Below are 14,333 nucleotides of genomic sequence, written 5' to 3' on the forward strand. Positions count from 1 at the left end.
AGATCAATCCAAAGAGAAAATCACTTCAGCTGAGCCGTTAAAAAGCTCAGCAGTTTTTCATTAACAAACTGAGGATTTTCAAGGCAGGAAATGTGCCCGGCAGCCGGAATATGCACCAGGGTGCTGCCATCAATGGCTTCATGCATCAGGTAGCTTTCCAGTACACTGCGGGCCTTGTCTTCAACGCCCACCATCACCAGTACAGGAAGGGTCAACTGCTCAACATCATCCAGGGTATCGCGGCGACCAAACACCAGGCGGCCCATGCGTTCGATGTCGGCGATACACTCACCTTTGAGAGTGGCAAGGTGCGCGGCAAAATCGGCGGTATGGCGCGCATCCGGATTGTTTGAGAAAAACAACGGCACTATGGCATCTATCATGGGCGCCGGAATGCTGCCGGTGGCCTTGATGACATCCAGCATGCCAAAGTACTTGGCTCGGGTGATTTCAGGTTCAAAGCCGATAAAGCTGTCCATCATGACAAACGCCTGAACACGCGATGGGGCAAGCAGCACCAATTCGGCCCCCCACATGGCGCCTACACTGAGGCCAACAATGGAGAAGGTGTCGACATTGATGCTGTCCATCAGCGCCAGCATGTCTTGGGCAACCCCGGTGAGGCTATTAAGCCTTGCCGGCACAGGACCCGATTGACCGTGGCCATGCAGGTCTACCGCGATAACCCTGAAATCTTTGGCCAGCAGCGCCAGCTGCTCCTGCCACATCATACTGTCCCACAGATAGCTGTGACCGAGCAGCAGAACAGGCCCTGTGCCCATGTCGAGATAACTTAAGACAGTGTCCGGCAGAGTGAAGGTTTTGCGATATTGTTCAAAATCATTCATGACGTAAATCCAACTCGTCAAAGGTAAAAGAGGGCGCGGCAAAGTGTCTCACATAACGCTCTACCAAGGTGTCCAGTCGCAACAGCACTGTATCTTTAAGCGCCATATCACTGGCAGCAATCACGGACCTAAGCAGATTGGTATCAAACTGATTGATGGCAAATTGGGCAGCCGGGGCAAAGCTGATATGCCAGGGTTCGGGGCTGACGCCACTTTTGCCGGCCTGATAGGGCAGGAAGAAGCCAAACGCTTCACCACTCTCAATGAGCCAGTTCGCGAGGGCGTGGCAGGGGCCATCTTTGGCATATTCCCAGGCCTCCAGTTTGAGCGCATCCTTTTCTATCCGGGCGGCGTCAAACACATCCAGATCTGTTCCCCAGTGGTGACGTGAGCACCCCGGCAGCGCTGACCACAGCAGTATGGTGTCTATTAGCTTATCAGCATCCAGCGAGCTCCCATCAAGGGGCTGGCCTTTTGCATCCAGCAGCGGGCGTTTGCCCGTAGCCTTGGCATTCCAGATAGCCAGTTGGCGCTCGAAGGAGCGATAACCTGAGGTCACGGCAAGCTTAATGCCCGCCTTGGCAGCCTGATGCTGCATGGCCGCAAAGGCCTTTGCGGCGGCGGGGTGCATCATCACCCCGTCATGGCTCACGAGCGGTGGCTCGGCGGCACCGTAAATCCAGCTCAGTTGCACAGCAGCTTTTCCAGAATGCGCTGGTAGCAGCCGGTGAGCAGCTCAAGATCGCTTGCCTTCACGCACTCGTTCACCTTGTGAATGGTGGCATTGACCGGACCGAGCTCAATCACCTGAGCACCGGTGGGCGCGATAAAGCGGCCATCGGAGGTGCCGCCGGTGGTTTGCGGGTCGGTGTGGGTACCTGTTACCTCGAAAATTGCTTCCCGGGTGGCATCCAGCAGTGGGCCTTCTCCGGTGAGGAAAGGCAGGCCGTTAAACACCCAGTCGATGTCGTAATCGAGCCCATGGGCATCGAGAATACCCAGTACGCGGGCAATCAGGGTCTCAGCGGTCACTTCGGTGGAGTAACGGAAGTTGAACATCACCTTGAGTTCACCCGGGATCACATTGGATGCGCCCGTGCCGCCGTTGATGTTGGCAATCTGAAAACTGGTGGGCGGGAAGAATTCATTGCCCTTGTCCCACTCGATACGGGATAACTCTGCCAGGGCCGGTGCCGCCCTGTGGATTGGGTTATCGGCCAAATGGGGGTAGGCCACATGGCCCTGAATACCTTTGACTGTGAGGTTGCCAGTAAGGCTGCCCCGACGGCCGTTTTTCACCACATCCCCGAGAAGATGGGTGCTGGAAGGCTCGCCCACCAAGGCCCAGGTTATCTTTTCATGGCGTGCTTCAAGCGTTTCAACAACACGCACAGTGCCATTAATAAAGGGGCCTTCTTCATCGGAGGTGATAAGAAAGGCGATGGAGCCCTGATGGTCCGGGTGCTCGGCCACAAATCGCTCAGCGGCCACCACCATGGCGGCGAGTGAGCCTTTCATGTCGGCGGCGCCGCGGCCGTGGATATAACCGTCAATCACCACAGGATCGAATGGCGGGGTGTGCCACCGATTCAGATCGCCAACCGGCACCACATCAGTGTGGCCTGCAAAACAGAATACCGGACCCTCAGTGCCACGGCGGGCCCAGAGGTTGGTGGTGTCTTCAAATACCATGGGCTCGATGGTAAAGCCAATGGCGGCGAGACGTTTGGCCATCAGGTCCTGACAGCCTTCATCAAGCGGGGTGACAGACGGGCGTGAAATGAGCTCGCGCGTCAGTTCAATCACATCACTGTGGGTTTCTGGGCTACTCATTGGCCAAATACCTCGCTGTACAGCTTGTCGTTAAAGCCTGTGTACACGGTGTCGCCTTTTACCAGCACCGGCCTCTTGATGAGTGTGGGGTACTCCAGCATCAGCGCAATGGCCTTGGCTGTGTCTATGTCCTGCTTTTGCTCGTCAGTCAGTGCGCGAAAACTGGTGGATTTTTTATTGAGCAGCGGCTCAAATCCAATGCGTGCAACCCAGTCATTCAGCTGCTCGGCCGGTAGACCGTCAACACGAAAATCATGGAAAGGGACGTTATGGCCATTGGCTTCCAGCCACTTGCGGGCCTTTTTCACGGTGTCGCAATTTTTAATGCCAAAGAGTGTCACTGGGGCGCTCCATCTGCAAAAGGAAAGGGCCGCATTGTGGCATGGGGGATTACGCCCCTCAAGTGCCTCGCGACCCCTGTGAATGAATTTCAGATTTCGACGGTAAATATCACGTCTTTGCCGGCTTCGACCCGGCCCTGGGATTTCTCCAGGTACTTGATGTCTTCCATGTTCGCCAGCACCACGGGGGTAAGCAGGCTATCGGCGTGTTCGCGAAGGTATTCCAAATCGAACGCCAGTATGGGATCGCCAGCCTTCACCTGCTGGCCTTCTTCGGCGAGACGTTTAAAGCCGTTGCCCCTGAGTTCCACCGTGCCCACACCAAAGTGTACAAACAACTCCAGCCCCTGGGGGGACTCGATACTGAAGGCATGGTTGGTCTCGAAAATTTTGCCTATGGTGCCGTCAATGGGGGCGTAGATGGTGTCTCCCTCTGGGGCAATGGCTATGCCGTCACCGACGATTTTCTCGGCAAACACCACGTCGGGCACCTTCTCTATGGGATAAATCTCGCCGGAAACCGGCGCGAGTATGGCAATGCCACCTTCAATGGTTGGCGCCCCGGAAATCAGTCGCCGAATTCGGCTGAAAAATCCCATGACTGCGTACCCCTTGGTTTATAGGCTGATCTTGGCGTCAGCGAAAAATACATCATACTGAAACATTTAGCTTATTTATAGCTACTTATACAGGCATCGAGCTCGGATAATCTGTCAGCCATCAGGGCGCGTCCGGCAAGCTGGGTGCAGCGGTCAAACTCCTGACGGCAAATCGCGGCTTTGACTTCGAGCATGGCTCCCACATTGACGCTGAGCTCATCAAAGCCAAGGCCAATTAACAGCGGTACGAGGCGCGGATCGCTGCCCATTTCACCGCACAGCGATACCTTCACATCCTGACTGCGGGCACTTTGCAGCGTCATGCTGATTAGTCTGAGCACGGCGGGCGAGAGCGCCGGATAGTCCCTGGCAAGGCAAGGGTTGCCCCTGTCGGCAGCCATGGCATATTGGGTGAGGTCGTTGGTGCCTATGCTGACAAAGTCCAGCATGGGTAACATGGCTGGCAGATTGAGCACGGCTGCCGGGGTTTCCACCACTATGCCGAGGCTGATATCGCCAAACCCTTTTTCTTCATCGTCCAGTTCACGGCGACAGGTTTCCAGCAGAGCCAGCACGGCGTCCAGCTCTTCCACCTGATTAACCATGGGAAACATCAATCGCACATGGCCGTGATTGGCGGCTCTCAGCACGGCCCTTAACTGGGTTTTGAGGAGTTGCGGATTGGCGAGTGTATAGCGAATCCCCCTGAGACCCAGCGCAGGATTTTCTTCTTTAACCTGACACAGGCAGGGCAACTCTTTGTCTGCACCAATATCCAGGGTACGTATGGTCAATACCCGTCCTTCCAGCGCATGAATGGCATCAGAGTAGAGCTGGTACTGGGCACGCTCATCGGGGAGGGTGGCCGAGTGCATCAACATAAACTCGGTGCGAAGCAGCCCTATGCCGTCGGCGCCAAGGCCTGACACCTTGAGTACATCATTCAGGTTGCCGACGTTGGCGAGCAGACTTATCTCATGGCCATCCTGGGTCATGGCGGGTTTGTCGCGATACTGGTCGAGCTGCTCCCGCGCTAATCGGGCAGATGCTTCATGCTGGCGCAGCAGTTCGAGTGTTCCACCTTCAGGGTTACGATAGAGCGCGCCGGCATCACCGTCGATAGCCAGCTGGTCACCGTTGTTTATTCCCAGCTCGCTGTATGGGCAGCTTAGCAGTGCCGGAATGCCCGCGGCCCTTGCCAGAATGGCCGTGTGGCTGGTTAAACCGCCGGACTTGAGCACGATACCGGCGACGTTTTCCAGCGGCAGTACGGCAAACTCAGCCGGGCTGATATCGTCCGCCAGCAGTATGGTGGGCACCTTGAGCTTGCCGGGCTCTTGCCCGGGGTGCCCGAATACGGCCTGAATGAGGCGTTTGCCCAGGCTTCGGACATCTTCTGCACGCTGGGCCAGGTAAGGGTCGTCCAGTGCTTCCAGTTCACTCGCCTGATGCGCAAAAACACGTTCGATAGAGACGCAGGCCGAAAATTGCAGTTGGGTGATGGTGTCGGCAATGTGAGCGCGAAGATCCGGGTCGTCCAGATACAGGAGGTCGGCTTCCACCAGTGCATAGGCATCGCTCTGGCTATCCAGCGCCTGCAGGCTGGCGCTCAGCTGTTGCTTCAGTCTGGCCAATCCACCATCGAGGCGACTGAGCTGCTGGGGAATGCGCTTGATGGGCAGGATGCGGTAGTCAAGCGGCTTGTGTCCGGTATTGAAGTGGAGCGCTTCACCGAAGGTGACACCGGGTTTGATGGCTATTCCGTTAACCTGCATCATGCCTCCGGCTATCAGCTTAAAGTAACCAGGAGCGCCGAGACTCTTTCAACGGCGTCTTCGGCTTGGGGGCCCTGGGCAAATACCCGGACGTTTACCCCTTGATAAAGCCCAAGGGTCTGCAACTTAAACAGGCTCTTGGCGCTGGCTTGCTTGCCATTACATTCGACTATCACGTCACATTCAAAGGATTTGGCCTCTTTGACCAAGAGGGCGGCAGGGCGGGTATGGATCCCATGGGGTGCAGTGATGGTGACAGTTTTTTCGTACATGGCTTCGATTGTCTTACAAAGAATGGCGCTATTGTCCAACAAGGTGGCGAAAGGAGCAAGGCACTCAGTCGGCAGATTGGGGATGGTCGATAATCTGATAGCCGTTTTTCTTCAGCGCCGCGATCGCCAGCTCCCGTTTCTCTTTTTTGACCAGAATATAGTCGGTGTCAAAGGTGGATATGGCAAAAATGCTGATGTGGTTTTCAGCCAGAATACCCGATATGCGTGACAGAATACCTGTCATGGAAAACCCCAGCGGGCCCAGCACTTCGAGGCATATCCAATTGGTTTCGGCTTCCAGGCTGTCCAATTCGAGCTCTGAGGGCACTACCACAGAGAGCTCTTCCCGGGTTTTACCGATGAAAAACATCTCCTGCGCAAAAACAACCGCAGGCACCTGTGTATCCGGGCTGAAGCTGTGAATGCTGTAAAGTCTGGCGTGCAAGGCAAGGGTCAATCGCACCTGGGGTTCTCCGGATAGAGCCTGAAACGGCAGAATTTGTGCACGCTTGTGTGCATGGGTTAAGGCCTAGCCTAGCACAATTCGCCCGCATAAAAAGGGGGACCCTGTGGTCCCCCTTTTTATGTTTTCATTAACTGAATGCCACTATACCTTGAAATGCCCAAGGGCCTTGGCCAGTGCCCGGCTGATGGATTGCAGCGAGCCTGCGGCATGTCGATTACCTTCGTTGGACTCAACCGCCAGCTGCATTTGCTCTGAAATATTGCTGATGTTGCGATTGATTTCTTCGGTCACCAGCGACTGCTCTTCAGTCGCACTGGCAAGCTGAGTGTTGATGTCGTTAATGTGGGCGACCAGCGACAAGATGGCGTCCATGGAGGCGCCTGCCTGACGGGCCTGGCTCTGCAGCGATTCAGACAGTGTCTGATTGGCACTGTTGGAGGCGGTTACATCGCCGATACCGGCCTGAATTTCGCTGATAATTTTTTGAATTTCATTGGTGGACTGCTGGGTGCGGTTGGCGAGGGCACGCACTTCATCGGCCACAACCGCAAAACCGCGACCGTGGGCGCCGGCACGGGCCGCTTCAATAGCGGCATTGAGGGCGAGCAGGTTGGTCTGTTCGGCAATGGCGCGGATAACATCGAGAATGCTGCCAATCTGACCTGAGGCGGCGCCAAGTCGGGCCGTAGTCAGCTCTGCCGCCTTCAGCTTGTCTACCAGGGATTCAGTTTGCTTCAGCGTGCTGGTCATCAGCGACTGGCTCTCCTGAGCCTGTCCCTTTACCTTGGAAGCCGAATCGGCAGCCTGCTGGGTGTTGTGGGCCATTTCCTGGCTCGTGGCCAGCATTTGATGAATGGCGGCGGCAACGCTTTCAGTCTCCCGATGGATTTGTTCACTGCTGCGATTGGCGGTTTCAACCGCCTGACTCAGGGCCTGGGCATCATCGGTCAGTTCATCGCCCATGGGTTTGATGTCTTTAATTAACTTACCGATTTTTTCGGCGAAGCGATTAAAGGCCTTGGCAAGGTGAGCTACCTCATCTTTGCCTGCGGTGCTCAGTCTCGCTCCCAGATCCCCTTCGCCGTCGGCGATGTCTTCCAGCGCCTCAATGGCACGGTTAAGGGGCGAGGTAATAGAATGATTGAGCGCCATAAAGAGGGCAAACAGTGGTGTGGAAATCAACATCATAATGATGAGGGTATTCCAGATGGCGGTTTCCATGGCGGCATTGACATCGGCCACAAAGGCACCGGTGATGACAATCCACTGCCAGGGGGCAAATTGACGTGCTTCAGCCAACTGGGTGTCGGTTTTGCCTGTGTCCGGGTTAAGGGTCTCTACTGTGGCAACCGCTTTGCCCTTGGTGCGGGCTTCATTGACCAGATTCAGGATAGACTTGTCGCTGACACGGCTACCGATTTTCTGCGACTGGCCACCGGCAGCGAGGATCTGACCCTCAGCATCCACCACCATAAAGTAGCCACCATTGCCGTAATGAGCTGCATTGATAAGACTCGCCACTTCTGCCTTGGCATCTGCTTCGCTGATTTGACCCTGCTGCACCTGTTGCCTGTGCACCTCTACCAGCGACAGCACAGTATCCAACTGGCCATCATTTTGCAGCCATTTTTGCTGCTCAAGGTTGTTGTACTGTTCCTGGATATTAAAGGCCGCAAAGCAAAAGGTGCCAAGGGCTGCCAGCGCCAGCATCATGATAAGACGCTGTAAGATGGTGAATTTTCTGAGGAAGGCAATCATGGCCGTCTCCGTAATCTGTAGGGCAGGCAAGAGTCTATCAGATAGCTATGGTCAATCTGTGCGACCTTGGTGTAAATCCCGGGGTAAAAGTGTAAATCCGTGATCCTTGCCCGACTCTGTTACTGCCCTGTTTCAAAGACACCGGGCATCATCGCAGGACTAAGGTGTATAGTGGGAGATAAACCGCGCACGCGCCCGTTGCCGATAAAATAGACGCTTATCAGGTTAATCGTTTGTTTTGACTTTGATTTCAAGTGATTTTATGCGCAAGATTAACTAATTCAATCAAAAGGCGGATAAAGATGAGTGTTACTCAGATAGTTACCTCAGAAGACATATTGCTGAAACTCTGTCATTCGGTGTCCCATGTGTTGTCCCACACCAGTGGCAGCAGGGTCACACACGCGGCCATGGTGCAGAATATTTCCAGCACCCGTTTAAAGCCTGATCTGGGCTGCTTCTCCATTTTCGATGGTGGGTTTTCGGGATTGGTGGTGATCAATTTCTCGGCCGCTTCTGCCGTGGAAATCTATCGCCGTTATATGCTCAACATGGGCATGCCTGAAAGCGATTTGGCGTTCTCCCACAACTCCGATGAAGTCGGTAACGTGATGGGGGAACTTATGAACCAGATCCTGGGAGACTTTATCGGTAAGGTGTCCAAGGAGCTGCAAACCTCCATCAGTCAAAGTCAGCCGAAGATGCTGACCATCAACAAGGAAATCACCATCTCCATTGATGCCAATCTGGATGAACCAGTGATCCGCCGGGTGTCTTTTATGACCGAAAGCAACCACATCTTTTATCTTGAATTTGCCATGGACAAGACAGAGTTTGTCAAAACCCGGGAGTTTGAGCTGGACGAGGAGTTCGATCCGGATTTCCTGATTGAGCAGCACGGCAATACCAGGTCACCCTGGTCACAGATGGCTGGCAAGGGCATAGTGGCCGATGATGCTGATGATTTGCTCGATGAGCTGGGGATCTAAAGTCGCTTGCTATACAAGGAATTGCACTTGATTTACCATGAGCTTGCCGCTCTGTGTCGGGGCGGTGGCCAGTGGCCCGAGCAAATATAACAAGAGTCCTGTTATGGCGAGTAAAGCGACCTCTATCGATATTGCCTATCGGGCGGGTGTGTCCCAGTCCACTGTGTCCCGCGCCCTGAGGGACAGCCCCTTGGTGAGTCCGGAAACCAAGGAAAAAATCCGTGCCATTGCCCGCGAGCTTAACTACAAGGTAGATAAAAACGCCAGTAATCTGCGTACCCAAAACAGCCATACCCTGGCATTGCTGCTGTGTGAAGATCCCACCAACGACGACTCCCTGATTAATCCTTTCTTTTTGTCGATGCTGGGCTCTATTACCCGGGCTACTGCAAAACAGGGCTACGATTTGTTGGTGTCTTTTCAGCAGCTTTCCAGCGATTGGCACGCCGACTATGAAGACAGCAACAAAGCAGACGGTATTATTCTGCTTGGCTACGGTGACTTTGTGGACTATGAGCACAAGCTGGAGCGCTTGCTGGCCCAAAATACTCACTTTGTGATTTGGGGTGCTGAGCACAACAAGTCGACGGTGGCTTCTGTGGGCTGTGATAATCAGCAGGGCGGCTTAATAGCCACCGAACACCTACTTTCCCTTGGTCGCAAATCCGTGGCATTTTTGGGGGATGCCTCAAGCCACAGCCCTGAGTTTCGCGACCGCTACCTTGGCCATGTCAGGGCGCTTAAAGATGCGGGCCTTGTGGCCGATAAGCGCTGCCAGGTGGATGCCATCAGCACTGAAAGTGCCGGCTTTGATGCGGCCAACAAGCTTATTCGCAAGGGTGCCCAGTTTGATGCCATCTTTGCCGCCAGTGATTTGATTGCCATCGGGGCCATCAGGGCCCTGAAAGAAGCCGGGCTCAGGGTGCCCGAAGACGTGGCTGTGGTGGGCTACGATGATATTCCGGTGGCGAGCTTTGCCAATCCGCCACTGACTACCATCAAGCAAAACACCCAACTTGCCGGTGAAATGTTGGTGGAAAGCCTGCTCAAACTCATTCACGGCGAGGCTGTGCCACCACGGTTAATCCCGACCAGCCTGGTGGTGAGGAAATCCTGTGGCATTGACCTTGGCGATTAACGGCGCTGAATTATCGGCGCCAATACGCACGTCTGCTGCCGATAAACCCGTATTCTGAAAGTTTATCGAATAAGTTATCGCAATAAAAAAGGAGCCCGGAGGCTCCTTTTTTACTCTCAGCGGCAAGTGTCAGCCGTCTTTATTTTGTCTCAGATAACACTTTGTCTCAGGGGCTACTTTGTTTCAGGGGCTGGCTGCTTGGCGAAGGGGTAGTTATCCCAGACCTTGGCATCATGGACGGAGCGCACCAGTTTTACGTATTCGGCGTGGGTCCAGGCAAGGGGGGTCGCCGAGTTGGTACCATCACCCAAACGATAGCCAAAGCGGGTGGCGTCGCCCACACCGTCCCACACCTGTTCAGGCAGCATACCGCCGCCGTTGGCAAGGCTTTCCATTCCTGCCACGTAGGTATTAATCAGGCGGCGCTTATCGGCCTCACTGAGTGGTTGGCCACCCACTGTGGCTTTGGCAAGCTCATAATGACCGCGCTCGCCGGTAAAGAAGGGCCATACCCGTCCACGCTGATTGGCACTGTTGCTGCCGTTCTCGGCATAGTTGGCGCCTGTGACAGTATCTTCGCCGTAGCCGTCGTTACCGTAACGCCTGAAGCCGGGAAATGCCTGTCCCTGGGCCGTGGTGAAGTCATAACGGATGCGCAGATTGTCTTCCAGGGTCGTGTCGTCCACCAGAGCAAGGGTATTGAGGACGAGTGGATTGTCAGCGGTGCGCACGCCATAACGCACCAACTCCAGGAAGCCACCATCGAGGATCTGACGCTGATCCAGCCCCGGACGACCATTATTGTCGGCGAGCTTGGCGTCGGTATCCGGTGTGCCCTCGGGGGAAATCCGCAGAATATAGGGTTTGTCCGACAGCAGCCCTTTGTTTGTTACGGTACGAGCTTCGAGCTGCTCACTGTAGCGCGTGGCAGCAGCGAGGTATTTCTGCGCCCCTTCGCTGTCGCCTGCATGCTCGGCAAGGGCTGCTGCTGCCTGCAAACCGGTAATCACAGCCGCTATGGTAGAAGGTGAAAACCCGGCCTGTTCTTCCCAGCGTTCCTGTTGGGTACTGGGTGGGGTGATGGTACGCTCATTCCAGTCGAGTTTAATGTGACCGCCGCTGACCAAAAAGTCGGCCGCGCTCTTGAGCATCTCCTGATACCAGTGACGTGCCTCATCATCACTGAGCTCACCGGCTTGCCACAGCTTCCAGCCAAGCATAATCGGCATGGCAGTTTGGTCCAGCTGCACCGCAACCCATTCTATTTGCCCATCCACATGGGTCTTTTGCAGGAACCAACCGGGCGCACCTTCGTAGCCTTTGAGACCCGGGCCTGCCTGGATCTGTTTGAGGTACTCAAATGCGACCTTGGGGGTTTGGGTATCACCCAGGGCTAAAAACGCCATGGCGCACTGATAAAAATCCCTTGGCCAAACGGCCTTGTAACCAGTGCTTGGCGTGACCGCAGGTATGGTATCGCCCCAAGGGTTGGAGAGGGAGGCAATCAGCGCGCCTGCATGGGTTTTGTCTTCCTGTGCCTTGAGCACCATGGCACTCAGGTTAAGGAGGCGGCCATTGTCTGCCGTGGCATTACCCATGGCGCTGAGGGCTGGCAAGGACGCCAAATACTGGCGCCAGCCGGGGGTTGTGTCGTTGCCTCTGAAGTCCTGTGCCAGCGAATCAAAGCCGGCGGTAAGGGACGCCCTGGCGTTGGCCGTTGCTGCATCCGCACCCTGACCAAAGCCCAGTACTACATCAAACGTGAGGGTTTCACCCCTGGCCAGTGTTTTAAGCTCGCCGGTGAGGGCCACGTTCCCCACCTGGGGAGCCGCGGCATCGGCAAAGGTTTGGCTGTAGCCGGGTAGGGGATGCCCGGCCTTAATGGCCTCGACGCCACTGGATACCCCTTCAAAGCCCACCTGACGGCGCACGAAATCGATACTGATCTCCAGACTCAAGGCGCTGGAAGCGTCTGCCTTATCGGTAACAACAAAACCGGTGTCAGACAGATACGCCAGGTCATCGGCGCCACCATTATCGATGTGCGGATCGGCATACAGGAAGGGGGTAATGCCATCTTCGAGGGCTTCAATGCTGACCCTCATGATAAGAGAATCCCGATGGGGATCTGTGACTATCTTTTTCTCGATGCGGTATTTTTGCTCTTTATCGGTACTGGTGAGCAGCAGTGCCAGGGACTCCGGAAGCCCTTTATCATCCAGGTGCAGATAGTCCTGGTGATGGTTGGCATCTTTGGCTTCAAAATCAATAAAATCCTCGCCCTTAATGATAAAGGACAGCTCACGAAGCTGAGCATTGTGAATCAGACCATACATGGTTTCGGTCAGCACGCCGTTGGCCACCGAATACCACACCCGGCTCACCGGATTCTCGACGGTACTCACATAAGCACCGTCCACATAGGGTTCGTAACTGGTACCTATTCCGGTTTTGCCTGCGAAGGCCCACAAGGGCGTGTTGCCGGGCGCGCCCGGGGCAATTTTCACCATCGCCTTATCCGGAGTGGTTTCCTGGGGTGCAGGGGCCTTTTGGCAGGCAGACACACCAAGCGCGGCTGCTATGGCAAGGCTGAGGGCACGAAGCGAAGAAGAATGGGTCACTGGCACGAAAGCGTCTCCCTGATAATTAGACCTGGGCAGCGGCATTGCTGCGCCCGGGTTCCTGCTCTCTGGCAGGGACGAATAGTACTGACAGGGCGGCCAATATCATGGCGCTGCCACCGAGGATCAAAGCGTATATGGGTTCATTGCCAAACAGGCTCTTGAGAATAAAACCAAGCACTGTGGCGGCCACCAGCTGGGGGATCACAATGAAAAAGTTGAAGATCCCCATGTATACACCGAGCTTGTTGCCCGGCAGGCTGGTGGAGAGTATGGCATAGGGCACAGACAGGATAGAGGCCCATGCAAAACCAACCCCTATCATGGGTATCCACAGCAGAGCAGGATCGGCAATCAGGTAAAAGCTCATCAGCCCAATCCCGCCAAGGCACAAATTCATGATGTGAGCGCCCTTAAGGCCCAGTAGCATACACTGCAGCGGGATCACCATGGCAGCCAGTGCCGCAAAGCCGTTGTATGAGGCAAAGAGCACACCAACCCAGTCGGCGCCGTCATTGTAGGCTTTGGAGAGCACATCACTGCTGTGATAGTGATACGAGGTCACCGCCGCCGTGGTGTAAATCCACATGGCAAAGAGCGCAAACCAGGAGAAAAACTGCACCAGCGCCAGACGCTTCATGGCATGGGGCATGTGGAAGAGGTCGTCTACCACTTCAAATACCATTCCAAGCTTGCCGCTGCGCTTGCCCGCCGCGCTTAAACGCTGGGCGCAGTACCATTGCAGCGGGCCAAAGGCGAATACACCAAGACCAAGCAGATACAGTTGTTTATCCAGATCGGCGGCAAAGGTTGCTGCTGTGATGGCAAGGCCCAGAGTGCTCCATACCAGAGCGCCTTTGCGGTAAGCCTCTGGCGTACGACCATGGTGGCGTTCAAACCCGGATTGCTCGTGCCCCTTAAAGCGGCTGAGTTCTTCCGGGCTGTATTCGCGGCTGCTGATAATGGTCCAGCCAACGGCTGCAAGCAGCACAACACCGCCAAGATAAAAGGAGTAACGCACGGTGTCGGCAATTTGTCCTTCAGGCGCGATATTGGAGACACCGGCAAAATTAGACAGCAGATAAGGCAGCGCGGAGGCCACCACGGCGCCTATGCCGATAAAAAAGCTCTGCATGGCAAAACCTTTTGCCCGCTGTGACTCCGGCAATTTATCGCCTACGAAGGCGCGAAATGGCTCCATGGCGATATTGATAGAGGCATCCATTATCCACAGCATACCCGCTGCCACCCACAGATAGGGCGAGTGGGGCATGATAAACAGCGCCAGTGTGGTCAGCACAGCGCCAATCAGAAAGTAGGGGCGACGACGGCCAAAACGATTCCAGGTGTTGTCGGACAGATAGCCCACGATGGGCTGTACCAGGAGACCGGTGAGGGGGCCCGCTATCCACAGGATGGGGATATCATCGATGCTGGCGCCCAGGGTCTGAAAAATACGGCTGACGTTGGCATTTTGCAGTGCAAAGCCAAACTGGATACCGAGGAAGCCGAAACACATGTTGAAAATCTGCCAGAATGACAGTGGCGGCTTATCTTTGAGTGGGGATGTGTGGGAAGTCATAGGTGTCCTGTCGTGGGTGCTTTGACCGCAATGAACTCGCGGCAGCCCTTTTATTATCGGATACAAAAAATCAGCGGCGAGAGCCTCCCTCAGACGCTCGCCGCCCAAGAC

13 protein-coding genes are annotated in these 14,333 nt (G+C 55.2%); 2 read left to right on the top strand and 11 right to left on the bottom strand.

Annotation, left to right across the window (positions count from 1 at the left end; genetic code table 11):
* Positions 1-20: 20 nt before the first annotated feature.
* The 9 genes from SAMA_RS08595 to SAMA_RS08635 all read right to left on the bottom strand — a co-directional run bounded on the left by SAMA_RS08595 (position 21) and on the right by SAMA_RS08635 (position 7,892).
* Complete coding sequence (locus tag SAMA_RS08595; protein ID WP_011759759.1) at positions 21-848, bottom strand: alpha/beta fold hydrolase; 828 nt, start codon at positions 846-848, stop codon at positions 21-23.
* Entirely contained in the window at positions 841-1,542 is a 702-nt protein-coding gene (locus tag SAMA_RS08600; protein ID WP_232280527.1) for a M15 family metallopeptidase, read from the bottom strand. Before SAMA_RS08600 ends, SAMA_RS08595 begins: the two co-directional genes overlap by 8 nt.
* The gene (gene dapE, locus SAMA_RS08605) at positions 1,533-2,681 is read right to left on the bottom strand and encodes a succinyl-diaminopimelate desuccinylase (protein ID WP_011759761.1); all 1,149 of its coding nucleotides are present in this window, start codon (positions 2,679-2,681) and stop codon (positions 1,533-1,535) included. Before dapE ends, SAMA_RS08600 begins: the two co-directional genes overlap by 10 nt.
* Positions 2,678-3,022 carry an ArsC family reductase gene (locus SAMA_RS08610; protein WP_011759762.1) on the bottom strand — a complete coding sequence of 115 codons (345 nt, stop codon included), beginning with the start codon at positions 3,020-3,022 and terminating at the stop codon, positions 2,678-2,680. Before SAMA_RS08610 ends, dapE begins: the two co-directional genes overlap by 4 nt.
* Positions 3,023-3,111: 89 nt before the next feature.
* Positions 3,112-3,621 (bottom strand): PTS glucose transporter subunit IIA, encoded by a 510-nt coding sequence (gene crr, locus SAMA_RS08615; protein WP_011759763.1) that lies wholly within the window; start codon positions 3,619-3,621, stop codon positions 3,112-3,114.
* 71 nt (positions 3,622-3,692) lie between these two features.
* Positions 3,693-5,396, bottom strand: coding sequence for a phosphoenolpyruvate--protein phosphotransferase (gene ptsP / locus SAMA_RS08620; RefSeq protein WP_011759764.1), 1,704 nt, complete (start codon positions 5,394-5,396; stop codon positions 3,693-3,695).
* 14 nt (positions 5,397-5,410) lie between these two features.
* Positions 5,411-5,668 (bottom strand): HPr family phosphocarrier protein, encoded by a 258-nt coding sequence (locus tag SAMA_RS08625; RefSeq protein WP_011759765.1) that lies wholly within the window; start codon positions 5,666-5,668, stop codon positions 5,411-5,413.
* A 64-nt stretch (positions 5,669-5,732) separates the two neighbouring features.
* Positions 5,733-6,131, bottom strand: coding sequence for an ACT domain-containing protein (locus SAMA_RS08630; RefSeq protein WP_011759766.1), 399 nt, complete (start codon positions 6,129-6,131; stop codon positions 5,733-5,735).
* 144 nt (positions 6,132-6,275) lie between these two features.
* Positions 6,276-7,892 carry a methyl-accepting chemotaxis protein gene (locus SAMA_RS08635; protein WP_011759767.1) on the bottom strand — a complete coding sequence of 539 codons (1,617 nt, stop codon included), beginning with the start codon at positions 7,890-7,892 and terminating at the stop codon, positions 6,276-6,278.
* A 302-nt stretch (positions 7,893-8,194) separates the two neighbouring features.
* Here SAMA_RS08635 and SAMA_RS08640 point away from each other — a divergent pair, with 302 nt between their 5' ends.
* Both SAMA_RS08640 and SAMA_RS08645 read left to right on the top strand, forming a co-directional pair.
* Positions 8,195-8,881: a DUF3334 family protein gene (locus SAMA_RS08640; protein ID WP_011759768.1), complete on the top strand. Its 687-nt coding sequence runs from the start codon at positions 8,195-8,197 to the stop codon at positions 8,879-8,881.
* Between the two features lie 103 nt (positions 8,882-8,984).
* Positions 8,985-10,019 carry a LacI family DNA-binding transcriptional regulator gene (locus tag SAMA_RS08645; protein WP_041410289.1) on the top strand — a complete coding sequence of 345 codons (1,035 nt, stop codon included), beginning with the start codon at positions 8,985-8,987 and terminating at the stop codon, positions 10,017-10,019.
* Positions 10,020-10,192: 173 nt separating this feature from the next.
* Here the strand turns inward: SAMA_RS08645 and SAMA_RS08650 are convergent, their stop codons facing one another.
* Both SAMA_RS08650 and SAMA_RS08655 read right to left on the bottom strand, forming a co-directional pair.
* Positions 10,193-12,685, bottom strand: a complete 2,493-nt coding sequence (locus SAMA_RS08650) for a glycoside hydrolase family 15 protein (protein WP_049757871.1) — start codon at positions 12,683-12,685, stop codon at positions 10,193-10,195.
* On the bottom strand, positions 12,666-14,222 hold the full coding sequence (locus SAMA_RS08655) for an MFS transporter (RefSeq protein ID WP_011759771.1): 1,557 nt from the start codon (positions 14,220-14,222) through the stop codon (positions 12,666-12,668). Before SAMA_RS08655 ends, SAMA_RS08650 begins: the two co-directional genes overlap by 20 nt.
* Positions 14,223-14,333 lie beyond the last annotated feature (111 nt).

This window comes from Shewanella amazonensis SB2B (assembly GCF_000015245.1).
Taxonomy (GTDB): Bacteria; Pseudomonadota; Gammaproteobacteria; order Enterobacterales; family Shewanellaceae; genus Shewanella; species Shewanella amazonensis.